Source organism: Bacteroides sp. AF25-5LB (assembly GCF_003602965.1).
GTDB lineage: Bacteria > Bacteroidota > Bacteroidia > Bacteroidales > Bacteroidaceae > Bacteroides > Bacteroides uniformis.
Window position 1 is genome coordinate 98,477 of sequence record NZ_QTMC01000002.1, and the last position, 26,405, is coordinate 124,881.

A 26,405-nucleotide genomic window follows, 5' to 3' on the forward strand; every position below is an offset into this window, starting at 1 on the left:
TTATTTTCCTTCCTTCTTAAAACAGATTCAGTTTGTTCTTTCTCGCTTCTTCCAGGGAAACGGTTGTTACTTGTTTCTCCCGGTTCTTCTCGCACAACTGCCGATACTTCTCATGCAGTTCTTCTTCCAGTTCCTCCTTTGTCTCAGGATTCATCAGTTTGGCTGCTACTGTAGCATTCTGTGAGGCGTCCTTCAGATGGATTACGGGAGCATGATAGACCGGAGCAATCTTTAGAGCAGTGTGAAGCGGTGAAGTCGTGGCACCACCTATCAGCAGAGGAATGTCCAGGCCTGCCTTTTCCAACTCAATGGCTACATGCACCATTTCATCCAGCGAAGGGGTTATCAAGCCACTCAATCCTATCATGTCTACCTTTTCCTCTATGGCATGCTGTACAATGGTTTCGGCAGGCACCATGACGCCAAGGTCCACTATATCGTACCCGTTGCAGGCCATTACTACCGAGACTATATTTTTTCCAATGTCGTGCACATCACCTTTTACCGTAGCCAACAACACCTTTCCGGCAGCAGTTGCACCTTCTTCTTTCTCCGACTCGATTATGGGCTGGAGGATGGCAACCGCTTTCTTCATGGTGCGTGCCGTCTTCACTACTTGCGGCAGGAACATTTTGCCTGCCCCAAACAAATCGCCTACATGATTCATGCCCGCCATCAACGGACCTTCAATGATAGAAACAGCTTTGGGATACAGCTTCAACGCTTCGGCAAGGTCTGCTTCCAGATAATCGCCGATACCCTTTGTCAAGGCGTACTTCAACCGCTCTTCCACAGAAGTCTCCTCTCTCCAGGCAAGTTGGGAATGGGCGGCAGCCTGCCGCTCTCCTCCGGAAGTTTTTGCCGCCTCTGCTTCCGCTTTCAAGCGTTCGGCAGTTTCTATCAAGCGCTCGGCAGCATCGGGACGACGGTTCAAGACCACATCCTCTATGCGCTCCAATATATCAGCGGGAATATCGGTGTAAAGAACGGAGGTAGCCGGATTGACGATACCCATATCCATGCCCTCGCGGATGGCATAGTAAAGGAATACGGCATGCATCGCCTCGCGAATGTAATTATTGCCGCGGAAAGAGAAGGAAAGGTTACTCACTCCTCCACTGACATGCGCACCGGGCAGATTCTTGCGTATCCATCCGGTGGCACGGATAAAGTCTACAGCATAATTGTTGTGCTCGTCCATACCGGTTGCCACGGCAAGTACATTCGGGTCGAAAATTATATCATGGGGATTGAAACCTGTCTTGTCCACCAAAAGACGGTATGCCCGTTCGCAGACCTCAATCTTACGTTCGTACGTGTCTGCCTGCCCTTTTTCATCAAAAGCCATCACCACGGCTGCCGCACCATATTGCTTGATGGTACGCGCATGCTCCAGGAATTTATCTTCCCCCTCCTTCAAGGAGATGGAGTTGACGATGGACTTGCCTTGCAGGCATTTCAATCCGGCCACAATCACTTCCCACTTAGAGGAGTCTATCATGACGGGAACACGGGCAATCTCAGGTTCCGAAGCTATCAGATGGAGGAAAGTCGTCATCTCCGCTTGAGCATCCAGCAGTCCGTCGTCCATATTTATATCAATGACCTGCGCACCGTCTTCCACCTGCTGGCGAGCAATGCTGAGCGCCTCGTCATATTTCTTTTCATTAATCAGACGCAAGAATTTGCGCGAACCCGCCACATTGCAGCGTTCACCCACATTCACGAAGTTATTTTCCGGCTTCACTTCCAGAAGTTCAAGCCCGGAAAGCCAAAGATTTTCCGGTCTGGGAACCGGCTGATGGGGCGTTGCACCGGCAATCAGCGAGGAGTACTCGGCAATGTAGGCATCTGTCGTTCCGCAACAACCACCGATAATATTCACCAATCCCTCATGGATATACTCTTTTACTTCATGTGCCATATCGGCAGGAGTCTGGTCGTATGTGCCCAAGCTGTTGGGCAGTCCGGCGTTGGGATAAGCGCTGATATAATAAGGTGCACGGGCAGCAAGCTGCTCCAGGAAAGGTTTCAGCTGGCGGGCACCAAAGGAGCAGTTCAGCCCAACGGAAAAAATATCGGCATGCTGCACGGAGGCGAGAAAAGCATCCAAAGTTTGTCCCGACAGAGTACGCCCTCCAATATCAGAAACAGTCACAGAGAGCATCAAGGGTACATGAACTCCTACAGTTTCCATCGCCTGCCCGGCGGCAAAAATAGCAGCCTTGGCATTCAGCGTATCAAAAATGGTTTCTATCAGCAAAGCATCCACACCACCTTCGAGCAACGCTTCCATCTGCTCACGGTAGGCATCGGCCAGTTCATCGTAGCTCAAGGCACGAAAGGCCGGATTGTTCACATCGGGACTCATGGAGCAGGTCTTGTTCGTCGGTCCTACGGAGCCTGCCACAAAACGGGGTTTGTCGGGAGTAAGAGAAGTAAACTCATCCGCCACTTCGCGTGCCAGACGCACTGCGGCAAGATTCATCTCACGCACATAGTCCTGCACATGATAATCGGCCATACTGATGCAGGTGGAACTGAATGTATTTGTTTCGATGATATCCGCACCTGCCGCCAGATACTTGCGGTGAATATCTTGTATCACATCAGGGCGTGTCAGACAAAGCAGGTCATTGTTACCTTTCATCTGTCCGGGAATCTGCGAGAAGCGTTCACCCCGAAAATCTTCCTCTGTCAAGTTGTATTGCTGTATCATAGTGCCCATTGCACCATCCAAAATAAGGATGCGCTCACGCACCAAACTACCAAGTTTACTCATATTATCTTTTAAACATACGCGCCATATCGCGTTTGTCATCTTTTTCCTTCAGTGATTCGCGCTTATCATATTGCTTCTTACCTTTGGCAAGTGCCACCACAAGTTTGGCCAGCCCTTTTTCATTGATAAACAAACGCACGGGAACAATGGTGAAACCCGGATCTTTCGTACCGCGCATCAGTTTTTCAAGTTCCTTCTTATTCAACAAAAGCTTGCGCTCCCTGCGTGCATTGTGATTGTTGTACGAACCATAGAAGTATTCGGCCACATGCATGTTCTTCACCCACAATTCGCCGTTGGCAAAGTAACAGAACGTATCGACCAAGCTTGCTTTCCCCAACCGGATGGACTTGATTTCTGTGCCCGTAAGCACAATGCCAGCCGTATAGGTGTCTGTCAGTTCGTAGTCGAACGTAGCACGCTTATTCTTTATATTTACAGGAGCTTGTTTCATAACATTTATCAGTTTAGCACTACCGTCAGCTTATTGAATATCCATTCAATGACCACCGGACAAGCTATTAACAAAATAGAAGACAGAATGGTGAAACGCAAACGGTATTTTTCTTCTATCTGCATCACCTTTTTGCTTCCTTCCCACACTACATATACAATATAGAATTGGAGCAACAGAGCCATAATGCCGAAATTCGGCAATATGCCGATAACAATCTTCAGCATGAATACCACAACCAGTGCATAACCTGCAAACTGTTGCGCCAAAGGGACATCACTGTCCAGCATAAACATGCGGACACGCAGCCCATTGATGAGATAGGCTGCCAAAAAATATCCTCCGAACAAGGATACAGCCACCGCACAGCATTGTGTCATGGCATATTGAAAGCTTTGCGGCCCATCCCATCCCATCTTCATCAAAGAACCGATGAAAACGGACAACCCGCATAAACCAATCATAGGATAGACAAAAGCAGCAAACACTTTTCGCCTATCCTCTAAACTAATTTCCTCCCAGGCACGAGCCGGAGAGGAAATCAGTAGTATTGCTATATGAAATAAATCTTTGTAATTCAATATCTTATTTTTCAGTTTCTCCCTTTGTAACAGTATACACTTCTTCCTTAGTTTGAGAATCGTCCAACTTCAGTGAATATGAATTTACTTTCGTAACAATTTCAATAGTAGTCGGATTTTCAGAAGTGGATGTCTGACGTTTGTAACGTTCAAAAACCTTTCTTAAATCATATACTTTATAGAACAATCCCAACCCATAATAACCGCCAGTATTTGCAGTCAATGTGTAAGATGTGCTATTAGTGGATGTCGAATCACCATTAGAATTATGGCCCAAATATAATCTTAAAGTTGTTCCATTATCCTCATTCGGGTAATACACTAACGTCAAAAAATGCCTTTTATTAGTAATATAATAATTTATCGGAAGTAGAAGCGTATGATCGTCATAGAAAAACTTAGGAGCATATTTTATACCACCAGCATCATATCCTAACGAAATGATAGCAGCATTATTGGATTTACTGATAGAATCATTTGCAGCGACTCCCTTTTGTTCAACTATTTCCACTGTATTATCTAATGATTCAATAGAGTACAATTCAACCCCCTTAACATCTTTCTCATCAGCAGGTATATCTACTTGAGTAGGATCCCAACGATAATATATCTGTGCTACCTTATCGCTCATATCAGACATTTTAAAGCCATTGGCCTCTAAAGCCGAAATTGAGGCAGATGTTGGAGTTATAGTTACACCGTTCTCACCTTTAAAAGAATAAACACCCATATAGTTCTGAACTTTAACCATACCCCCTCCATAATTGTAAGGGTCACTATCCGAATTCAAACACGAAGTAAACGAAATGCCCATCAACAATGTCAAGGCAACCACCAAGAATTTTAATTGTTTCATCTTTTTTTCTATAAATATTAGAGTTTGCAAATTTAGATAAAAGAATTGAGTAATATAGTACTCTCCTCGTTTTTTCATTGTTTTTAAGATTAAATGAAAGATTAATCTAAATACTGCATATCACAGTAACATTTAACATTTACATCAGTTAATCCACACCTACACAATCTTGGCAAACAGCTCCAAATGTTCATCCACATAGCCAGCAACCAAAGCTGTATATTCCTCCTCTTTTTCCAAAAATTCATCTTCCAGCTCATCGAAAGCCTCATATTGCTCGTACATTGCCATAAACTCCTCGTCTGTACGTTCACGTTCCAAGTCATCACGATGGCTATCGTATACTTTCTTGGCAGCATAAACCAACTTACTCAAATCGCCCACTCTCCACAAACGCATCACTTTGGCAAACGGATTGTCGAAAATATAACCGCCATAACCATTTTGAATCAGTTGGCAGAAGCCTCCCTCCATCACTTCATCACGGAATATCTGATAGGCCAACAATGAATGCTGTTCACCGGTAAGCAAAGGCATCGTCTCGGCAGTCATTTCTCCGCCTATTTCTTTTTTATAAGCATCGGTGAATACGCCAATAAACGCATCCATCCCTTCGCCGGCAGCCTGGCGCAATGCCACATCTGTAACTTCTATCATAGTCTGAATCTTATTTGTTTCTCATTGATTGAATCGGGTGGCAAAGGTAAGAAATGAATTGCGAAAAAAGGAATCATAAGGACCAATTCTGTTCTGCTGCAAGCAGATTCAGCATATCTAAGAGGAAAATGTCCAAAAACTAGCCGCATACTCCCTGAAAACTAAGTACGGAATCGGCACCTATTATTCTTACCACAGCTGTTGTAAGAAAACAACACAGCCGTTGTAAGAAAACGACACAGCTGTTGTAAGAAAGGAACACAAGTGTAGTAAGAATAATAAGTAGGGAGTTTGAGGACAGTTGCAGGCACTTTCCCAACAAATTAATCCTAAGTTCCGGCATAACATTTCAGCCGCAGGATGACAGCGGATAACGCAAACTCATTTTTCAAAATCTGCTTTCGGGCGTACAAAGCAAAAGTCTGAAAAACATCCGCCGAACTACAATTTCACATTATTATAGAAAAAAGTCAAATTGAACAGTTGGCAGAAACGGGGAAAACAACTAACTTTGCACCCGACTAATAAAAGTAGACTACGTTTTTTTTAAATTATATCACTTAAAAAAGAGCTAATTATGACTTATTCACACGAAGTGGAACACATGTGTGTTGTGAAGAAAGGTCCTAACCACGGACCGGCTCCTATTCCCGAAGAAGGTAAATGGGTAAAAGCTAAAGAAATTGTTGACATCTCTGGTCTGACACACGGCATCGGCTGGTGTGCTCCTCAGCAAGGTGCATGTAAATTAACCCTCAATGTAAAGGAAGGCGTTATCCAGGAAGCTTTGGTTGAGACTATCGGTTGCTCCGGTATGACTCACTCTGCTGCTATGGCATCAGAAATCCTCCCGGGAAAGACTATCCTCGAAGCATTGAACACTGACCTCGTTTGTGACGCTATCAACACAGCTATGCGCGAACTCTTCCTGCAAATCGTTTATGGTCGTACCCAATCTGCTTTCTCGGAAGGCGGTTTGATGATTGGAGCTGGCTTGGAAGACTTGGGCAAAGGTCTGCGCAGCCAGGTAGGCACATTGTACGGAACGTTGGCTAAGGGTTCTCGTTACCTGGAAATGGCAGAAGGTTACATCAAGACTATCGCTTTGGACAAGAACGACGAAATCTGCGGTTACGAATTTGTTCATCTGGGCAAGTTTATGGATGAAATCAAGAAAGGTACAGACGCCAATGAAGCATTGAAGAAAGTTACCGGTACATACGGCCGCTTCACTGAAGAGCAAGGTGCAGTTAAACACATTGACCCACGTCACGAATAATATAAGGAGGAAAGACATATGATTAGAGAAGTAAAATTTGAAAGCCAAGACCGTCGTATCAAGCAGATTCTTGCCGCATTGAACGCAAACGGTATCAAAGACATCGAAGAAGCCAATGCTATCTGCGAAGCTCATGGTCTCGATCCTTATAAGACTTGTGAAGAAACTCAGCCCATCTGTTTCGAAAATGCAAAATGGGCATACGTTGTAGGTTGCGCCATCGCCATTAAGAAGGGCTGCAAGAACGCTGCTGAAGCTGCTGAAGCTATCGGTATCGGTCTGCAGGCATTTTGTATTCCGGGTTCTGTAGCTGACGACCGCAAGGTTGGTATCGGTCATGGTAACTTGGCAGCCATGTTGCTGCGTGAAGAAACCAAGTGTTTCGCTTTCTTGGCAGGTCACGAGTCATTCGCTGCTGCCGAAGGTGCTATCAAGATTGCCGCTAAAGCCGACAAGGTACGTAAAGAACCTCTGCGTTGCATCCTGAACGGTCTCGGCAAGGACGCTGCACAGATTATCTCTCGTATCAACGGCTTTACATACGTTCAGACTCAATTCGATTACTATACAGGTGAACTGAAAGTAGTTCGTGAAATCGCATACAGCGACGGTCCCCGTGCCAAAGTAAAATGCTATGGTGCAGACGATGTTCGCGAAGGTGTGGCTATCATGTGGAAAGAGGGTGTGGATGTATCCATCACTGGTAACTCTACGAATCCGACCCGCTTCCAACACCCGGTTGCAGGTACTTATAAGAAAGAACGCGTATTGGCTGGTAAGCCGTACTTCTCAGTAGCATCTGGTGGTGGTACTGGTCGTACTCTGCATCCGGACAACATGGCTGCCGGACCGGCTTCTTACGGTATGACAGACACTATGGGTCGTATGCACTCAGACGCTCAATTCGCTGGTTCTTCATCAGTTCCTGCTCACGTGGAAATGATGGGATTCCTGGGTATCGGTAACAACCCGATGGTAGGATGTACAGTGGCTTGTGCCGTTGACGTGGCTACTGCTTTGAGCAAGTAATTTAAGTTACTTAATACAGATAAACTCCTGTAATCCTTGTGGTTGCAGGAGTTTTTTATTTGTGGTAACTTGACTTAGATAACAGATTGAAGCACCTTGCATCACTCATTATTTGGAGTGAATGAATGGTGAATCAGTAAGGAGATAACAAGATAAATCCTGCTTTATTTAAGTCCAAACAACTCATGTAAAGAGTAGCCAATTACCCCTCAAATCAAGCCATAAACAGGTTACTTTTGCAGCCGATTTGCAGCCGAATTTGCCATTCTTAAAAAACGGCTGCAAGAATTGGCATAATCAACTATAATACAATGCGATACACTCCATATAACATTTAATTTAAAATGGAGAAACATTGTACAATGGTTTACTTTTCATTAAGAGAAAGTAAGCAAAACAAGAAAGGTCTATCACCTATTGAGGTTTCAATCACCACTAACGGAAAGAGAATCTACTTTAGTACAGGTAAACACGTACCTGCTGCTGACTGGAACAAAGAGAAGCAAGCTGTAAAAGGCAAGAGTGAAGAAGCGCAGCTAATCAACGGTTATCTGATTCAACTACGGAATAAGATATATCAAAAAGAAATTGAGCTACTCCAAAAGGGTTATCTTATCACTGCTGAACTATTAAAAGAAGCTATCACAGATAAGGTGGAAGCTCTGAACGAGAAGACTTTATTGGATGTTCTGAACGAACATAATACAGAGCGCAAAGCAATGGTAGGTAAAACTGTTGCCCCTGCCACTTATTGGGTGTTTGAATATACAGGCAGATTATTCAAAGAGTTTATTCAGAAGAAATATGAGCGTAAGGACTTATATTTAAGAGAGATAAACTTGGGCTTCATTCAAGGATTCCATGCTTTCCTTTTAGGAGAGAAGAAGATGGGAAAAAACTCCTGCACCAAGCATTTAAAGTTCTTAAAGAAGTTGCTAAATTTAGCTGTCGCCAACTCTTATATATCCTACAATCCTGTAAATGCTTATAAAGTAGAACGCGACCCCGTAGAAGTAGATTTCTTGGATGAAGAAGAATTGAGAAATATTATTAACTTTACGTGGGTTCGAAATAAAATCAAAAAATAGCAAGTTGTCCGTCATTGACAAAATTTACGTCAATGGCGGGTTGCTTTTCAAAAAAGCAGTATGCCGCCGACAAGGAGTTGGCTATAAAGTTATTGAATGAACGATGTCTGGAGTGTTCTATCTACGCAATGTTCTTCAATTCGTCATTGACCGTTTCGATTAAGGCTCTTTTTCTGAGCAAAATCTTGTCGGCAATACTCATCAGTGAATTCTTCATATTGTTTTTAACTTTAATGACAAGCTGTATACCATTAAGAAAAAGGTTCTCAAACAGATCCTAACCAATATACCCTTTGTCTGCGCATAGTTTTCCTTTGATGTTCTCCAGAAACTTACCTTGCTTCAACGGTTCCCGGTCATCCACGTTTCCAGGCGTGAACATGAAATCGAGAATCTCACCCTTGTCATTGATTATCAGATGCAACTTGAATCCGAAGAACCATCCCATTGAACATTTTCCACGCTCGGCAAGTCCCTCAAATGTCTTATAAATAAGGAGTCTTTGGTTACGACAAACACGTAAGGGGGTGGAGTCGACAAAACTGATACCAATACAGGTTCCCAGCAGGACTTTTTTGATGAAGATGGTCATGGGAAGCAATACTTCCTTCTCCAGTTCCACAAAACGGTTATAAGAAACCTGACGAGGGAAAAGGTGTTTCAGATGTTTACAGACATACCCCTTATAGTAATGCTTGAAACAGCGGAAACCACCGGAGTGAAACCGGATTAGAATAACCATAATCTCAGCATCACTCATACGGTTGGGCTTGTTACAATACTTGGTCTTCTTATACTCAATCATATATTTTTCCTGTTGAAATGTAAATTCCTTGCAAAAATCATCGGCCATACAATAAATCTCTGTAACTTTAGACTCTGGAAACATAGTGGTAATCGTTTAAATGTTATAATTGGACACTATAATTTTAATACTTTTATCGCTATATTTCTAATGGTCAGAAAAATATATTTATTCTTATTTCGAATTCACGTGATTTAAGGTATGAACGCACTGCTTTCTGCTATTACAGAAAGTACAAGTGCAAATACATTCAGCTTCATGTAAAGATGAGCGAAGAACCCGTACACATCTTCATCATCAAATACGGACGAAGCACCCATCGGAAAGTGCTACTCACAACAGACACCTCCATGCACTCCGTCAGGGCCTTTGAACTGTATGAAAGACGTTGGGGCATAGAGGTCATATTCAAGGAATGCCGTGGATATTTAGGTATTTGAAAAAATAGAATTTATGGAGAAAATTTCAATGGCTTTTGGTTCTACAATACTGAGGTTATTCAATTACCATCCAAAGAAAATATAAACGAACCCCATGCCAATATCTACCCCTCCTGGTCGTGCGAAATGGTTCAACCCGAACAAAGATCTGAGCAAAAACCAAAACCTTGAGAAAAAGAAGCAATTCCCTTACCACACCACATAACAGCCAAACGGGACACATACCACAAAGGTGCATGTCCCGTTTTTAATTGTAACAATTGTAACGTAACGGCTGATAGCGGCAAAGAAACTGATCAGAAATAAACCCCAAAAGGTGTGTCACAATGACAACATAACACACCTTTTATTGATTAATACATCTGATTATTTTTCTGTATAGCGTCGTATGATAGCTCCGCCCATTGGTTGGATGGGTCTGTTATCCCACAGATCACCGAAGACATTCATTGAGTGAACTGTTCCATCATAAGAAGAACGAGTTTGAAGTTGCGGCTTCTCTCCATTTTTTATCCACGTCAAAGCAATGTAGCCTAACTGGTCTTCCATCGTACCAAATTCACCCGGGTAAATGGCAGAATCATCAATTTCAACATCGGGAACAAATCCTGATGCATAATCTCCAAAACCTTTAGCATTTTTAATGTAGAAGCTGACAGGGTATAGATAAAAGTCATAGTTATAGAAACTACGTACCACACCTTCCATACCTACATTCTTTCCATTCGTTCTTTGACCGATAAGATTAACTTCTAAACCTAATCCACGGAGACCATTGATTACCATTTCACTGGCAGAAGCCGTTGTCTGACTAGTCAAAACATAGACAGTTTTTAGCCCCACAGCATGTTGAAGTGCTGTTTCCAACGGTTCATAAACGCGTTCTACAGTTTCCTTGACACCAATTTTATAATCTCCTCCTTCCCCTGCATTGGTACGGTCTTCGTTAAATTGAGTATGTGCATATACCTGACCTTTATAATCAGCACCGACAATTAGGGTACCCATCATAGCACTAGAAAGCACATCACCACCATTATTATAACGTAAGTCAAGGATTAAATCAGTGACATGCTGCTGGCGGAAATATTCAAAGGCGGCCATCAAATCTTCATCAAAGTTTATATTGAATCCCATATAGAGTAAATAACCTACTTTTTTACCGGTACCTTCCATTTCTACTACCTTATGCTGATAGATAGCCGGATCTATAAAGGTTGCTGAGCCCAACTGCAAAGTGCCTTTCGGCATGAGTATGGGCGTAGACCCATTGTCCTCCCATTTTACACGATTCACAGTAACGCTCACATTACCATTATATATAAGTTCTCCCAACGCTTTATAATTAGCATCAGTAACAGCTGTACCGTCTACTTCAGTAATAAAGTCTCCGCGTACTAAACCTATCTGATCTGCCGGAGTACCTGGAGTAACCGCCATAACGGCATATCCGATAAAGTCTGCACCAAGACGAGTGGCTTGGAGCAAATATACACCTGAACCATATTGCTCTTGGCCTACTACCCGGGTGGTAGGAGCATCGCTTTTTAAGGTAGAATAATAATACATACGTTTTTTACCTTCCCAAAAACCATCATCGTGGTTGATCTCATCTTGGTCAGATACCCCGTCTAATATACTTTGGAAGAATTGATCGTAGTTGATACTGTAGTCTAAGAACAGATTATCAATCGGACGATTCCACAAATAATTCTGCTTCATATAAGCGGCTACCCATTCATTAACAGTACGGTACTTTCCATCACCTTGTTCTATGGAGCCCTCTTTTTGTTTGACGTTAAATGAAACAGAATTAGCAAAACCTGATACTTGAAGGGTTATGGTCGCTACACGGGCTGCCGTTTCTTCGTTTTTTTCTATAGTTAATCGCAGTAAAGATTCTCCCGCTACACCCGACGGAGTCTTCACAACGCACCATTCAGCAGAACTACTGGCTGTCCATTCAGCCTCTGCCATAAATTCAAAATCTATAGTTTCCCCTTCTATAATGGCTTCATTTTCATTTTCCCATAAAGCCTCTGAGACTCCTGTGCCTTGAATCAATTCATCATCGTCACTGCATGATGTCATAGTAAAAGTTAGCATGAGCATAACTATCAGCACCCTGTTAAATATCTTTTTCATGACTAATCTATTTTTAGTTATTTATATCTTTGTTCTACGGCCATTCTACGTTTATCTGCCATAGAAATATTATCTAATGTCAATACAACGTGCTGCGGCACCATAATGTGATCTACAGTTTTTGTGGTAGGCATTACAGCTCCTTGATTAGTATCACGTGTTAAGATGATTTCATCTGAGGCTGCAAAAGTCATATCACCCCACCATTGGCTTGAACCTGCCAGAACACCAGGATAATATTCAAACGAATTATCAACAGCTTTCTTGATAGTTATGGTAAGGTCATCGCTTACTTCTATCGGAAAACTTAGGGGCATATCAGTGAATTGATCACTGTTAGGACGTTTAGCAAATCCATGAAAATATATTTCGTGCCCGTTGAACTTCGCCATAGCATAATCCAGTTCACCATTTACAGGAGCACTTGTTGAAATGGCATTGCCTTTATTAAATTCGATAAACCATTTGGGACCATAATTGGCATCAGCTTCGTCTTGAGATGATGCCCATCCGTTGGCTAACAAAGTTTCCGGAGAGGCATACTCTACACCACTCGGAGCAAATCCTAATACAACCAGACGATTCTTATCATGATATGCTTTTTCGGTAGTTTCGTTTACCCCTGTAGCTATAACAACAGGGAAGGTTACATTCTGGCCCGTAACATCTTTAGTAGTAGCAGTATATTTCCCAGGAAGTTTAGCCCGGACTCCATTACCATCATACTGAGGCAATGTGGCTGTTGTAAAGTCGTGTACTACAGAAACACCTACGCCTTCTTCATTGGCGGCATAGATGCCAAATTCATATTCGGTATTTTGCGACAAATTGTCACTGCTTTCGAGCAGTAAACCTTCTGCTGTCATAGCTGCCGCTACTTGTTCTGGCGTCAACGATGAACCATTATTGGCTATGACATCGCCAGCAGTCAAAGATTCATTACCCGGACGGCTAAGTACTTCATTAATAGATCCTCTCGGGAAGATTCCAGCTACCATGGAAACGGTATGAGTAGTCTTGATGCGGAAAGCAGCCTTGTTCCAGGGTGTTTCTACCGATTCCGGCGTTGCGCTCAGTTCCGGCAGCGGACCTATAGGCTCACTGGTTCTAAAATCATACAGCAGTAATTTTTCACGGTTGTCTTTATCAAATCCTACAATTCCTACCTGATAATCAGTATTCGGCTTTAATCCCTTTGCATTGACCACGATGGATCCTGTGCCTTCGTTGCTTGTTTCACTCCAAGGTCCTATAATCATACGGCGTACAGAAGCTTCGCCTTCAAATGACATATAGTCAAATTCGGCTTTTGTATTTACATGATATCGGAAACGTTCGATACCAGCTTCTGGTATAATATTAATATCTGCTGTCATAGAAGTTATGTTCTTGACCATGACTTCTATGTTGTAAGGAGCCTTCCCCGCTTTTTTTGTTTTAAAGACCAGAGTCTTTACAGCCTTTTCATCAACCGTTCCTTCTTCGTTGAGTTCACCGGCAATCACGATAAACTCCATATCTGAATAAATATCTTGGCGGAATCCCGAAGCATCAAGAAATGTAGTATCAAATAAGTAAGTTTTATCTTCAGTGGCTTCTGTCCCAAAAGCATTAACGTAGGAAGTGGGAGTACCACCTACTAAGTTGATGATATAATCAAAATCTGATTTAGAAAGACAGACATGTTTGTATTTAGCAGCACCTTCTGGCTTCATGATATGATAGGAAAATGAAGTGGTTCCTACGCTTTCCAATGAAATCATGCCACTATATGGTTTATGGGTATCTATGGGCTGAGAAAGAATTTCACTATAAACGAAAGGATTAATGGTTCTGACAGCTGCATAAAGCATATAGTTAGAGTCGCCTGTTAAATCAGTAAGAGTAATTTTGGCCGTTTGGGAATCCTTTTCAAATATACCTGCTGTGCCCTCTTTGAAGAGCGTCTTTGCATCTGCTATTTTTTCTGCATCAGGTAATATTACATAGGCATAATCCGTTGCATCGCTTGACGAAATGGAAAAGGATGCGGTAGTTCTGGTTACATCACTGACCTCGAGATTTATTGAGGGAGGGACTGAAGTAACTACTTTACTTTCGTCATCGTCACTGCATCCCAGTAGACCCATCAAGGACATAAGTACAAATCCGACCATGCCCCCAAAATAATAAGATGTGCGCATAATTAAAAAAAATCTATTAAAAATATAAAAAAAACAATATCATTACAACGGATAATAAATGATAAATCGGCACGGCACCGGCTGTTCTTCTTTCAACCAGCCTGTGACAGATATTCAGTATAATTTCTGTAGCACTCATATTTTAGTAATTCAATAATGCAAAGATATATAATTTTAGACAATAAAAGCAAAAGAAGGTGGGAAAGTTGTCAACTATGTCTGAAAATTAGGATATTCAGACGAGATATGCAAATGATATTCTCAAAAATCATACAAAAAACTCCCATCCTATCATCACTGACCAGACGAGAGATTGGATTTATTATTGGGGATATGTTATCATGGCTAAACAAAGGTAAGGGATATGTCAGGCTTCCGGTTATGCTGGCGTGATAAAAACAGCCTGCCATGGGATACCCTCCACAAAATCCTTCAGCCAATATAACCGGATGATGACTAAATTGTATAAAGGGTTGGGATAATATAAGTTCCCAATTATATACTTTAATGCACTAATAACACAAAATAAAAACCGCACCCAAATTCAAACTTAGATGCGGTTTTTATTTATCTATATTCAACTTATACTATCTTATATCACAATTTCATTATATAAACCAAAGTATAGTTACAGTATCATTACCGCCAGTATCACCAACATTAAATGTACTTCCACCGCATATAAACTTTCCAATTAAATTAGTGACCCATCACATAATGCCCATCCATTTGGTATAGAACTACCTTTAAAGGCTATAATCATACCTGATACAAATCGGGCAAATACGTCTTCTATATCAGCTTTTGTAGGACATTTATTTGACGCCAAATCATTCCATGCCATATTATACCTCCTTTCTCAAAAACAATTCAACACTGTGGGTGGTTTTCGTCACTAAATTAAATGAGGGCAGAAATATTAGGGAACTTTCTTTATACATATAAATCTATATTTTAGTATTGATTTATAATATGTCACTACTGTCCACTAAAAATGGACAAGGTTAAAAATTAAATAAATTCGGTTCACTTGAATCATATTGGTCTTTGGCATTTTTGAAATTCGATTTGTCGAACAAGTCACTAAGATGTGTTTTGTCAGTTAGAGAGATTCCGAGAATTTGGAGAACTTCATAGGCGCTGCGTTCTAATTTCATATCGTGTTGTACTATTGCTACTAAGCAGTAAGTAATTATCTCACAATAGATTTGTATGAGTACTGCGTTTTCTGATGTTCCCCAAAACTTCTTAATCCTCAGGTGTTGTTTTATCCATTTGAAGAACAGTTCAACACTCCATCTGTTTCGATAAAGCGATGATACTAACTCCGCAGATGCGTCAAGATTGTTCGTCAGGAAGATGTATCGTGTACCGTCTTCAAGACTCTCAATGATGAGTTTTCTAAGTTTCTCGGGGTAATCCTTAGAACTTTTATAAACCGTAAAGCATCCGATTACATTTACACAAAATATTTTATAGTGCCGACGCTCAGTTCGCTGGTTCTTCATCAGTTCCTGCTCACCTAGAAATGATAGGATTCCTCGGCATTGGTAATAACCCGATAGTAGGATGTACAGTGGCTTGTGCAGTTGACGTAGCTCAGGCTTTAAGTAGATAATCATCTGATACACAGATTACGACAAAGATCTCTCCTTAGGGAAGGCTCTTCTTGTTTTAACAGACTTCCACGCTATCCTTGCTCTACTCACCTATACCCATCATCCTTTAGCATCATCACCTTATCAATTGTGACGATGCCCTATATTATACTCTATAAATTGCCACATTATCGCTAATTCTGTGACATACTTGTGACGGGGTATCTATACCGTCACAACAAAGTAAAACATTCATAAGTCACTATTGTATCAACTCATATCAAAATCATATTAAACACCTCCTATCTTATATTATTAATGGCATGTAATGAAATTACTTCAATCATACAACTTTATTTACTTTACACCTCTACCTTCAAATTCAAGAACATTTAGTTTACATTAGTTTCCCTTCTGCAATATGGTTAACTTCGTATCAGATTAATTCAATTATCAATTATCAAACTGCTTGTTGTTCTTGAGGTTTCCAAATACGGCTTCCACATCCTGCAGTCGCTGATTGCGATATTTAAGGCCTTCCGGCGATATGAACTTTTCACGTTCTATTTCCTTGATTTTTCTCAGACGGTGATTCACCTGTACTATCCTTTCCGAGCGGCTTCTGTGACACCGGCATCTTAACGGGCAGCCCTTACAGTTAGATACCCTGTATCTTGGTCTACACAAAACCGTTGCCTGTTATCCACCTTGCATCGGAGAGTCTTTCCATTCTCTGTCCCATCGGACAATACATGCCGTCGGTTTCTTCATTATAATAAAAGTAACTTCAGAAACGGATTGTTTCTGAAGTTACTTTTCTGTTCTTTATGAAAATAATTGTACTTTACGAAGCATGCAATGCCATGTCTGAAAGCATACAGATAGTTCTCTTCACTTCCGTATCCGGCATCACAGACAGATACGTCAAGATATCTGCCATAAAGGGAGAGGATAGGTGGAAGTATCACCCACACACTGATGGAGAGTTATAGCCCAAAATGAACTGGTTATTGGTACTGATCTGGGAATTATATCCGGAGTTGAATTGTCCGTTCCTCATATGCTCCTCTTTCATGCGCATGAAAGTGGCGTCATTGTCTGTCTTTGAGTAGCTGTCACGTCCATCAAGTATTTTTCCCTATGATTCATATTTTTTGAATTGTTCAGGCCATGACTTCCTTAGACGTCTTACCTTTGCTTTCATTTTCCTGTCAGCATCCCCCGTTCAGGGTATCATCTATCTGCACGAGTGCCTTTTCCACTTTCTTCGGGGTGATATCCTGATATGTGACCGGAGCGGAATCACGCAGTTCCTGTTTGGTGACGGAGCCCCAGACGAACCCGAACTGGATCATTTTGGGGAATAAAATCGCCTAAATATGGAGGCAAAAGCAGATTATCGTTGGAGGTGTAACTTTTAAACATTATCCTTGGGATATCTTGACTTGATTCCCTAAGATACGAAAAATTAGGGACACGGGCAAGTTCTGGCTGAGAGAAGTTAGGGCTTGTCCGATTTTTTTGCAGACACAAAAAAGGCCATCTCAAACTCATTTTGAGACAGCCTTTTTTTCTATCTACCCACAATCGCCACCTTTATCACCCCCTCCAGCCTATTCTCAAAAATACGGTAGGCTTCATCAATTTCCTCTAATGGGAAACGATGTGTGATAAGTGGTGTGGTATCTATCTGTCCCGCCGCTATCAGGCGCAGTATCTCGGCACAATCGCACCCATCCACACCACCGGTCTTGAAGACAAGATTCTTACCATACATCTCCGGCAAGGGCAATAACTGAGGCTGGTCATAAAGCGCCACAATGGTGACAATGGCATTGGGACGGGCACACTCCCATGCCAAGCGGAAAGTATCTTCCGTGCCGGCAACTTCAAGTACGACATCTGCCCCACCATGGTCGCTATGCTTCCTCACAAAGTCTTTGCAGTTTTCCGGCCCAATGACCAGCACCTCCGGATAATGCTCGCGGACAAAACGGATTCTTTCGGCCGACTGCTCGCAGACAATAATGCGACTGGGCTTCTTCAGCATGGAACAAAGCAGGGTACAAATACCCGTCGGCCCGGCACCGATGATGAGTACAGTGTCTTCCTCGGTTATTTCGGAGATACGGGCGGCCCAGAAGCCGGTGGCCAACACATCGCCTACCAAGAGCGCCTGCTCGTCACTTACCGTATCGGGAATACGATTCAGCCCCTGGTCGGCATAGGGCACACGTACATATTCCGCCTGGCCGCCATCGATACGGCACCCCAAAGCCCAACCGCCATTGGGATCGGTACAGTTGTTCACATATCCGCGACGGCAAAAGAAACATTTACCACAAAAAGTCTCCACATTCACAGTCACACGGTCGCCGGGCTTTACCGACTCAACGTCGGCACCCACCTGCTCTACGATGCCCACCATTTCGTGTCCTACCGTAATTCCGGGTACAGCGCGCGGTACGCTTCCATGCTTTATATGCAAGTCACTGGTGCATATGCTACCCAATGTCACCCGCACAATAGCATCGCGTGCATCCTCCAATACTGGTATCGGTTTCTCAAGCAATCCAAACTTTCCGTGTTCAATATAAGTATATGCCAACATAATATATGTTTTTTGAGTTATCACTTTTAAACGCGAAGTTGCCAGAAAGCAACGGCCGCCGCAGCCGCCACGTTCAGAGAATCGACACCGTGCGCCATGGGGATACGAACCACATAGTCGGCTCCCGCAATCGCTTCGTGCGAAAGACCATCTCCCTCAGTACCCATCACAATAGCCAACCGGGGCTCGGTCTTCAAAACGGGATTGTCTATGGAAATGGAATTGTCCGTAAGCGCCATGGCCGCCGTGCGGAAGCCCAACTCACCAAGCGTATCCAAAGGACCGTCCATCCACGTCCACGGCACAAGAAAAACCGTTCCCATTGAAACTCGGACCGCACGACGGTTCAGAGGGTCGCAGGAATTACGCGTCAACAGCACGGCATCCATGCCAAGAGCTGCTGCCGAACGGAAGATGGCCCCGATATTGGTGGTATCCACCACCCCGTCAATAACCACAATACGCCGGGCTCCCCGGCAGATGTCCTCCATACTCTTCGGAACCGGACGGCGCATGGCACAAAGAACACCACGTGTCAAGACGTAACCGGTCAGCTCGGCAAGCAATTCCCTACCGCTTGTGTAGACGGGTATATCGCCACAACGTTCAATGATTTCAGCAGCATCCCCATAGATGTGCTTGTGCTCACACAAAAGGGCCAAAGGCTCGTAGCCGGCATCCAGAGCCACCTTGATAACCTTAGGACTCTCAGCTATAAACAGCCCTTTGTCCGGCTCAAGGCGGTTGCGCAACTGGGCTTCGGTAAGGGTACTGAAGATCTCCACACCGGGATGAGTCAAAGATGATATTTCGATAATAGGCATCGGATGATTTATTATTTGACAATTACTATTTACAATTCATAGCAGAAAGCCCTATAACCCCTTTATTGTCTTCATCAGTTGTTCTCCCAGTCCGATGGTATATCCTTGCGATACAAAGACCACCCGATTGAAAGTATCGGCTATAATGAATATCGGCAGGCTCTCTTTATGCTTCAACTTCATGCTTTCTGCAATCTGCGCAGCGATACCGTCCGTATCTATACCATAAATAATGGTAGAGGGCAAATCGGGGAATGACTCGCGGGCGAACTTGCCGGCTTTGGCCTCATTAGGGAACAGCAACACCATCTTACGCCCCCACTTCTCCAAATCAGCCTTGAATGAAGCGATATCGCGCAACGCATGATTGGTTGGCTCTTGGTTGACACCCAGAATGCCTACGACAAAGTAACCGCGCCCACAAGCCTGCAGCAGACTCTGCCGGGCTGCGGAGCCGGCGTCCGGCAGCGGAGTGAAGAGAGACTCCGAATTAAAGTTCCCGATAACCTGCACCTCATCCTCGCTCTCGCGCATCACCAATTCAATTTCCGTTGTCTTCTCCGGCAGAATATTGAAAAAGGTGGTTTTAGAAAGTACCGTACCGCTGGCAAGGCGTGTACCTGTCACCAAAACATAACCTCCGGCCTCCAGAGCAGTTCCTTCCCTCAGCAGGCTATTCCAGGTAGTACCACCGCCCATATCCGTATCGCCTTCGTCATAAGAAAGCAACTGTAAACTACCCTGCGGAGTCAGTTTGGAAAGGGTGAAATGAGAATAGTATTTCGGGTTGTCCAACGAACGGATAGGCTTATAGGAAGCCACTAACTTTCCCTTCGAAGCAATTCCTTCCGCCATAAAGACCGGCTCTTCCGGATGATGGTTCAAGTCCACATCCGTCACACCATCATCCCCTATCAACTGTACTTTGCCGGTCACTCCGTTGATACGGGCAGGGATTGCCATGCTGCGTGCCATGGAGACGAAGAAAATGTCACGGCTATGGGCATCAGCCACACGGGCCTTCCAGACCCCTTCTGGAGAAATGGGAGCCCCTCCCAGATTACAGTCATTGTCTACCCGGATATTTTGGGCCACCCATGCCACCAGTTTCATCGGTTCTGCCTTGTATGCCTCAGCATCTTCCTTTGAGACGGCTTTCTTGAAAAAGCCTTTATAGGGGGTCAGCATCTCGTTGCTTACGCGTGGATTGCGCACATATCTGCGGAAATGGTCGGCATTCTTGCACATACGGGATTGCATGTGGTCCATCAGAACTTCCAGCGTAACGTCGCGGAGGTCTTTTGCCGAAATCCGTTGGAGCAGGTCCAGACCTCCTCTTTTGGACTTTTCAGAGCGCAACCGTGCCATGAAGTCGGCAATGACCCGGTGGTTTCCTCTGGAAGCGACCAGTATCCGTGAAACGGCATCTTCGTCGAGCTTGTACTGCCGGGCAAAATAACGTGCTGTCTCATCCGTCATGAACATAGACACATAAGCGTTGCGGATGGAATCTTCATGAACCATGCGGCGGTCGTTCGCCGCACGCTGTTCGGGCGTAACCGTCGGTAACTCCGCATTTTCGGGTGGCGGCACAAGTTCAAAATCTACCGCATGGCCGTCACCGACAGTCTTGTCCATCTTCACTGTCAGTTCATGGTCCTTGCCGAAAGACAGTTTGGCATAGCCGAACTTTCCGTCTTTGGAGACCCATACCAGCATGTCGCCTTTGCCAGCCGTCAAGGAAGCTTTTCCCTCTTCATCACTCTGTTTCCGGGCCACAGTATAGAACTCCGCATAATTATAGAGTTTGAACTCCACACAGGCATCAGATACCGGATTGCCTTGCCCATCCGTTACCGTAACGGTGGACTTGGCTGTCGCTGCATAGTTACCGATTACATTGATTTCCGTATAAGTAGGAGTGACGGACATCACTTCCTCCGCTCCTTCATAACGTCCGAAGACCTTGGTATGCATCAACATACCGCGACTGGCCGGAGCATTGAACCAGCCAAGGTTGAGTACCGGTTCCGGTTCGCAGGCTCCAAGAAAATACCATTTCCCGTCTGCCCATGCTTCTACCCACGCATGATTGTCGTCCGTATGCGCCCACCGGGGGGTGTAGACCTGACGGGCAGGAATGCCCACCGAACGCAAGGCGGCAACCAGCAAGGTAGATTCCTCACCACAACGCCCGTATGCCGTGCGTACCGTTGCCAAAGGCGAACTGGTACGGGCATCGGAGGGAGTATAGATAGCCTTCTCGTGGCACCAGTGGTTCACCTCCAGAATGGCATCATAAAGGGACAGAGACTTGACACGATTCTTCAGTTCTTCGTAAAACACTACCCGTGCACTATCCAGATGCTCATTGTTCACCCGCACCGGAAGCACGAAATGACGGAACACCTCCTCGGGCACCGTTTCTCCCCAAGGCATTTCCTCGGCCGCCTTCCGAGAGGCTCGCACATTCATCAGATGAAATTCGCCGGGGTAGTCGGTTATGTCTGCCAAAGGCATATAGGCATAGAGAAACTCCAGTGCCTCACGCTCATACGGCGTCAGGTCCGCATCGAAAATAGCGAACAAATCACCCTGCGGTAACCTTTCCTTTTTTTGATTGAAGTCCTGCTCCACACGTTGGCGGTAAGAAGCGTCTGTAATGAAAGAACGTCCGCCACAAGAGGACAGCAGACATACCACTCCAAGAAATCCCAGAAGTCGTGCAACTCGTTTCATAATCCTTATTATTGAGGTTGAGCCACAAAAATAAGGATTATATTTCAATTTTTACTTCAGATGTATCACCAAAGTCATGTCTCCGGAGAAAATGAAGCTACATTTGGCATAGGACGGAGGCCCCATCATGCCTTCGGCATCATTGCTGAAACCAAACTTCTCCGTAGGGATGCCAAAAGCCCCGCTATCCAGCTTCCCGTTTCCATTCTCATCCTGGAAAAGGGAAATGGCATACGTGCCCGCAGGAAGTCCCTGGCAAGGGATGGAGAGCGACGTATCTTTTACATCTATCCGGAAAGCGGTCAAGGGTTTCTTCATGAACGCCTCTTCCGAGTTATAGAGGGCGACGTAGAGATGTCCCTCCACCTTTTCAATGTCACGCACTTCAATGGTCAGGTTCTGAGCAAAAAGCATCTGGGCAACACTTTGTAACACAAACACTAAAAAAATAATCATTGCTTTCATCTTTGTTCTTTTTTAAAGAGTTATCATTAGAAATTGGATACATCGTAAGCAGCCTTCTTCCCCAAAGTGACGTACACTCCTACATAAAAGAAACGGTCTTGGGAAGCCAGGACAGCCTTGTTGTCTACTTTGCCAAACTCATTCTTGCGACCGAGGATATTGCTGGCGGAAGCATGGATAATCACCTTCTTGCTCGCCAGAAAGGTCACCCCTAAATCCAAGCTATTATAAGGCTTCACTTCATCGTTCATCAACCCCGGCAGCAATGGATTATGATAGGGACGCCCCGTGCTGAAACGGTTCGTTAAGCTGATGATGGAGTGAAGACGGGGCAAGGAATATTTCACAACCAATGCCGCGTTATGCCGAGTGGCATACTGGGGAATGGTCAGCTCGGAACAACTCTGATATTTACGCTTGGAAATGTTATACGTATAGGACAACTGGTATTCCAGATTCTTTATCGAAATCCGGTCGCGGAAGAACAAGTCTACACCTCTGCTATATCCGTATCCACCGGAAGTCAGAAGTACACTCCCCGTTCCAGCATCTGTTTCTTCCAGAACCAAGCGGCTATAGTCTTTATAATATAGTCTTTATAATAAAGTTCTGCCTTATAGAAACGTCCTTCATAACCGTATTGCATCCCCAGATTATATTGCATGCACACCTCGGACATCAACTTCCGGTTACGTACCAACCAGTCATTTTCGGGCAATTGCGTGTAGCGGCCCACTATGCCAGAGAGCATCATATCCCCCAAATAGTAATTTACCGCCAGACGCGGAGAAAAATTCATCTTCCGGTTCAGAGAAGTGTACTCCGTACGGAAAGACAATTCTGCCTTCAAGCGCTCCAGCGGATAGTAAGCAGCCGAAAAGAAACCTGCACTGATAGTGGGGGACATTTGGTTGGCATCGTCTATGTCGGAGTATAGATAACAATTCCGATAGTTACGGATATAACTCTCCACCCCCATATCCAGGTGGAATACTGACGAGAAGCGCCTAGACATCTTAGTCTTCAAATGCAACTCCCACTGGCGTTCCAGCCAATTATCTCCCGAAACAGCAGCAGCGTTGACCTCCCGATTATAATAGGAATAAGCAGCCCCTGCAAACCAGTCCCATCCACCTGCCGCACGATAGCGAAAGGTAGCATTGACGTAGATGTTGTCTTCGGCCAGAGCGAACAATCTGCGTTCATCCCCCTCATAGGCAGAAAAGTCTGTCCGGTCATATTGCGCATAGATCTTAAAAACCGTCGCATCGCCGGGGGTATGACGGAACTGGGTGGCACCGGAAAACATCCGGTAGGGCCGCTCAAATTCTGTCCGTCCGGAATAAACCTTGTCATATAAGCTCAGATTCTGGTAATTCAGATCGACGGACAAGGAGCCACGGTCCAAAGTCTTGGTACCGCCCCCGCCCACACCGACTACGGAAGCATTCACGCCCACCTTATCCACTTTACTATAATCCTTGGTTTCTAAGGGCAGAACAGCCGAAAGAGCCTCTCCGTACTCCTGCGAAGCCCCGCCGGAAGCAAAATTCACCCCACTGAACATGAAGGTGGAATAACGACTACGCGAAGGGGTATTTATTCCATTGGAGGTATAGGGATTCAACACATGCATCCCATCAATGAAGGTCTGTGTCTCATAGCTGCTCCCACCACGTACCAGTAATTCGCCAGTCTCCCCCTGCACCTGCGTACCGGGCAAGGTCTGCAATGCCTTGTACAAATCACCGTTTGCACCGCCCACCGTGACTAGTTCCACCGGATGCATATCGCTCCACCTGCTATTGGCGGCAGGAGTCTTTTTCCCTCTTACCACCACTTCGTCCAGACCTATACTATCGATATTGAATGTCAGACGCACGGTATCCGTCACCGACTTCTGCGCTACGGAAGCTTGTACAAAGAGAAGTCCGCCCGTCATTAAAAAGATTATTTTCCACTTCATATCTTCATGTTCGTTATGTTTTCCTGCCACAAACATAAAGGAAGGACACGGACAAAAAAAATATCCGGGACAGACGACCCGGATATGTGACGAACAACCAACGACTTGTGACGAATGGCGTATCTCTGTGACGAATAGCTACCGCTTTATCTTGTTTTCTATCAGTGCTTTCACCTCCTTGGCATAGGCACGTGAAACAGGAATCTCCTCTCCATCTCCCTCCAGCCTCAACCGGTATCCTTGAGAGTTTCCGTCCACTTTCACCACCTTGCGGGCATTCACCAGAAAGGCTCTATGACACCGGATAATGAAGGGGCAGGCAGCAACCGCCTCCTCTGCCTGCTTCATCGTGGCACGCAACATCTTCCGGGTACTCTCTCCCTTCAGTCGATAATCCACCTTCACATAATTTCCTTCAGCCTCCGCATAAAGAAAATCTACGGCCTTCACTTCCAGCATATCTTTGGTGCCACCGGAAAACACCAACACTTCCTCCGGAGAAAACTCCTTACTTTCCGCCCCAACCTCTTGAGATGCCCTCTTTGAAAGGTGGCAATTTATCTCCATGGCTTCTTGCAGATTACGGGTCAGTTGCAAATTGCGATTCCACAGCAAGAAAAACACGACTGGAAAAGGTGCCAGTACCATTACCCAAGACAAAGCCAGAAAAAACAACCGCTTGTCCAGCCACATACCCATCAACCATGAATGATAGACCCAAATTCCCACCGCTATCAGTAACAGCATCAGCAACACGTCCAACACGTGTTTACCCAACGTCCAGTTCTGCTCTTTATAATAGGTGGGAAACAATGCCGGAAGCAGGTAAGTGAAGATGCTCGAAGCACCCGCCGCTATAAGTGCCGAACCGGCAACCACCCAAAATACACCTTCCTTTATCCGGGAAATACCGAAAGGTTGGAGTATATATAGTATCAGAAATATAATGACCGAAGGTATCACCACCGCTTTCCAACGTTGATAAAACATGGGATAGGGGCTCCGCCAAAGTTCTGTCAGTTTATTCATAAGTATTACCTCTCTTCTTTACATGGTAGTACATGCAAAGATATGTAATATATTTGTTATATACGGATTGCAAAATACAGTATTTCTAGAGAAAATGAAGAAAGAAACATAAGTTTTTATGTTATAGAACATATTTATCGCAAACATTTCGTATCTTTGCAGCGTTATAAGATAAAAGAAAAGATATAAAACCCGCTTTCCGAAACGCGGAGAGCACAAAAAGATGAGAATTATGAAAAAGAATGCAAATGAAATTTTTATGTTACAGTACCAAATCAAACGCTATCAAGCAATGGGTAATGGAACAATGTGCCAAACACTGAACGGTAAACTACAAAAACTGCTTGCAAAGCAGCCCCTTGTAACCATGTAAAAAAACACCTTTAAATACAATGAATGAAGGGCGGAGAACTGAAAAATTCCCCGCCCTTCTTCTTCTCTGGCATATTCCAAACCAACAGAAAATAACTCAAGCCGCAACAATATCCTTCCCGAAAGGAGTCAATGCCAGCCCTGCCAACTTAAAATGTTGAATACCGAAAGGAATGCCTATAATAGTGATGCACAGCAACAACCCGAATCCCAAGTGCGAAAGGCAAATCCAAATGCCGCCCAAGAATATCCAAAGAATATTCATCAGCACATAGAGGCAACCGTTGGAACGTTCCCCACTACGAACCTCTTTGCCGAAAGGCCACAAGGCAAGGCTTGCCATTTTCAAGGTCTGCATACCAAAAGGGATGCCAATAATGGTGAACATCATCAATAAACTTGCAATAAGATACTCCACAGCAGTGATGATACCTCCAAACATCAACCACAAAATATTCATAAAACAGCCCATAGCTTTCCTTTTTTTGATACTGAACACAAA

Annotated in this window: 20 protein-coding genes and 5 pseudogenes; 7 read left to right on the plus strand and 18 right to left on the minus strand. The window is 44.2% G+C overall.

From position 1 onward, the window contains the following. Positions 1-16: 16 nt before the first annotated feature. From metH to DWY57_RS02640, 5 genes are all read right to left on the minus strand, one after another. A complete protein-coding gene (gene metH / locus DWY57_RS02620; protein ID WP_119961306.1) occupies positions 17-2,782 on the minus strand; it encodes a methionine synthase in 2,766 nt (921 codons plus the stop codon). Between the two features lies 1 nt (position 2,783). After that, positions 2,784-3,236: an SsrA-binding protein gene (smpB, locus tag DWY57_RS02625; protein WP_005831836.1), complete on the minus strand. Its 453-nt coding sequence runs from the start codon at positions 3,234-3,236 to the stop codon at positions 2,784-2,786. 8 nt (positions 3,237-3,244) lie between these two features. Continuing rightward, on the minus strand, positions 3,245-3,817 hold the full coding sequence (locus DWY57_RS02630; RefSeq protein WP_117601624.1) for a Yip1 family protein: 573 nt from the start codon (positions 3,815-3,817) through the stop codon (positions 3,245-3,247). Between the two features lie 4 nt (positions 3,818-3,821). After that, positions 3,822-4,751: a hypothetical protein gene (locus tag DWY57_RS02635; protein ID WP_117601625.1), complete on the minus strand. Its 930-nt coding sequence runs from the start codon at positions 4,749-4,751 to the stop codon at positions 3,822-3,824. 81 nt (positions 4,752-4,832) lie between these two features. Then, on the minus strand, positions 4,833-5,330 hold the full coding sequence (locus DWY57_RS02640; protein ID WP_117964215.1) for a DMP19 family protein: 498 nt from the start codon (positions 5,328-5,330) through the stop codon (positions 4,833-4,835). A gap of 577 nt (positions 5,331-5,907) precedes the next feature. Between DWY57_RS02640 and DWY57_RS02645 the strand changes: the two genes are divergently transcribed. The 3 genes and pseudogenes from DWY57_RS02645 to DWY57_RS02655 form a co-directional block, all read left to right on the plus strand. Then, positions 5,908-6,609, plus strand: coding sequence for a hypothetical protein (locus DWY57_RS02645; RefSeq protein ID WP_005831848.1), 702 nt, complete (start codon positions 5,908-5,910; stop codon positions 6,607-6,609). An 18-nt stretch (positions 6,610-6,627) separates the two neighbouring features. Further along, complete coding sequence (locus tag DWY57_RS02650) at positions 6,628-7,638, plus strand: GGGtGRT protein (protein ID WP_057089564.1); 1,011 nt, start codon at positions 6,628-6,630, stop codon at positions 7,636-7,638. Positions 7,639-7,982: 344 nt separating this feature from the next. After that, positions 7,983-8,696, plus strand: a pseudogene (locus tag DWY57_RS02655) (phage integrase SAM-like domain-containing protein); the annotation flags it as partial. A gap of 19 nt (positions 8,697-8,715) precedes the next feature. Here DWY57_RS02655 and DWY57_RS02660 read toward each other — a convergent pair. Continuing rightward, positions 8,716-9,615, minus strand: a pseudogene (locus DWY57_RS02660) (IS982 family transposase). A gap of 182 nt (positions 9,616-9,797) precedes the next feature. Between DWY57_RS02660 and DWY57_RS20810 the strand changes: the two are divergent. After that, positions 9,798-9,971 (plus strand): hypothetical protein, encoded by a 174-nt coding sequence (locus tag DWY57_RS20810; protein WP_165853579.1) that lies wholly within the window; start codon positions 9,798-9,800, stop codon positions 9,969-9,971. Between the two features lie 366 nt (positions 9,972-10,337). On the opposite strand, the gene DWY57_RS02665 is transcribed toward DWY57_RS20810, so the two are convergent. The 3 genes and pseudogenes from DWY57_RS02665 to DWY57_RS02680 all read right to left on the minus strand — a co-directional run. Continuing rightward, positions 10,338-12,116 (minus strand): S41 family peptidase, encoded by a 1,779-nt coding sequence (locus DWY57_RS02665; RefSeq protein WP_119961307.1) that lies wholly within the window; start codon positions 12,114-12,116, stop codon positions 10,338-10,340. Between the two features lie 17 nt (positions 12,117-12,133). Continuing rightward, a complete protein-coding gene (locus DWY57_RS02670) occupies positions 12,134-14,272 on the minus strand; it encodes a hypothetical protein (RefSeq protein WP_133302452.1) in 2,139 nt (712 codons plus the stop codon). A 1,031-nt stretch (positions 14,273-15,303) separates the two neighbouring features. Beyond that, positions 15,304-15,759: pseudogene (locus DWY57_RS02680) on the minus strand (transposase); the annotation flags it as partial. 20 nt (positions 15,760-15,779) lie between these two features. Between DWY57_RS02680 and DWY57_RS02685 the strand changes: the two are divergent. Next, positions 15,780-15,917: pseudogene (locus DWY57_RS02685) on the plus strand (GGGtGRT protein); the annotation flags it as partial. 433 nt (positions 15,918-16,350) lie between these two features. On the opposite strand, the gene DWY57_RS21205 reads toward DWY57_RS02685, so the two are convergent. After that, complete coding sequence (locus tag DWY57_RS21205) at positions 16,351-16,584, minus strand: transposase (RefSeq protein ID WP_226791203.1); 234 nt, start codon at positions 16,582-16,584, stop codon at positions 16,351-16,353. Positions 16,585-16,724: 140 nt separating this feature from the next. Between DWY57_RS21205 and DWY57_RS21210 the strand changes: the two genes are divergently transcribed. After that, positions 16,725-16,889, plus strand: coding sequence for a hypothetical protein (locus tag DWY57_RS21210; RefSeq protein WP_227186277.1), 165 nt, complete (start codon positions 16,725-16,727; stop codon positions 16,887-16,889). 219 nt (positions 16,890-17,108) lie between these two features. On the opposite strand, the gene DWY57_RS21215 is transcribed toward DWY57_RS21210, so the two are convergent. The 7 genes and pseudogenes from DWY57_RS21215 to DWY57_RS02725 all read right to left on the minus strand — a co-directional run bounded on the left by DWY57_RS21215 (position 17,109) and on the right by DWY57_RS02725 (position 25,531). After that, on the minus strand, positions 17,109-17,252 hold the full coding sequence (locus DWY57_RS21215) for a hypothetical protein (protein ID WP_226791205.1): 144 nt from the start codon (positions 17,250-17,252) through the stop codon (positions 17,109-17,111). 218 nt (positions 17,253-17,470) lie between these two features. Next, positions 17,471-18,508, minus strand: coding sequence for an alcohol dehydrogenase (locus tag DWY57_RS02695; RefSeq protein ID WP_117601679.1), 1,038 nt, complete (start codon positions 18,506-18,508; stop codon positions 17,471-17,473). 26 nt (positions 18,509-18,534) lie between these two features. Continuing rightward, positions 18,535-19,332, minus strand: coding sequence for an RNA methyltransferase (locus tag DWY57_RS02700; RefSeq protein WP_117964208.1), 798 nt, complete (start codon positions 19,330-19,332; stop codon positions 18,535-18,537). A gap of 51 nt (positions 19,333-19,383) precedes the next feature. Then, positions 19,384-22,071: a transglutaminase domain-containing protein gene (locus DWY57_RS02705; RefSeq protein WP_119961310.1), complete on the minus strand. Its 2,688-nt coding sequence runs from the start codon at positions 22,069-22,071 to the stop codon at positions 19,384-19,386. Positions 22,072-22,122: 51 nt separating this feature from the next. Continuing rightward, positions 22,123-22,536 (minus strand): DUF2141 domain-containing protein, encoded by a 414-nt coding sequence (locus DWY57_RS02710; RefSeq protein ID WP_117601676.1) that lies wholly within the window; start codon positions 22,534-22,536, stop codon positions 22,123-22,125. Between the two features lie 26 nt (positions 22,537-22,562). After that, positions 22,563-24,502 (minus strand): annotated as a pseudogene (locus DWY57_RS02715) (TonB-dependent receptor). A gap of 138 nt (positions 24,503-24,640) precedes the next feature. Then, positions 24,641-25,531, minus strand: coding sequence for a LytTR family DNA-binding domain-containing protein (locus DWY57_RS02725; protein WP_117964205.1), 891 nt, complete (start codon positions 25,529-25,531; stop codon positions 24,641-24,643). 232 nt (positions 25,532-25,763) lie between these two features. Between DWY57_RS02725 and DWY57_RS20815 the strand changes: the two genes are divergently transcribed. Continuing rightward, positions 25,764-25,904 (plus strand): hypothetical protein, encoded by a 141-nt coding sequence (locus tag DWY57_RS20815; RefSeq protein ID WP_165491341.1) that lies wholly within the window; start codon positions 25,764-25,766, stop codon positions 25,902-25,904. Positions 25,905-26,000: 96 nt separating this feature from the next. Here DWY57_RS20815 and DWY57_RS02730 read toward each other — a convergent pair whose 3' ends face one another. Beyond that, positions 26,001-26,375 carry a YccF domain-containing protein gene (locus DWY57_RS02730; RefSeq protein ID WP_005832831.1) on the minus strand — a complete coding sequence of 125 codons (375 nt, stop codon included), beginning with the start codon at positions 26,373-26,375 and terminating at the stop codon, positions 26,001-26,003. Positions 26,376-26,405: the final 30 nt, after the last annotated feature.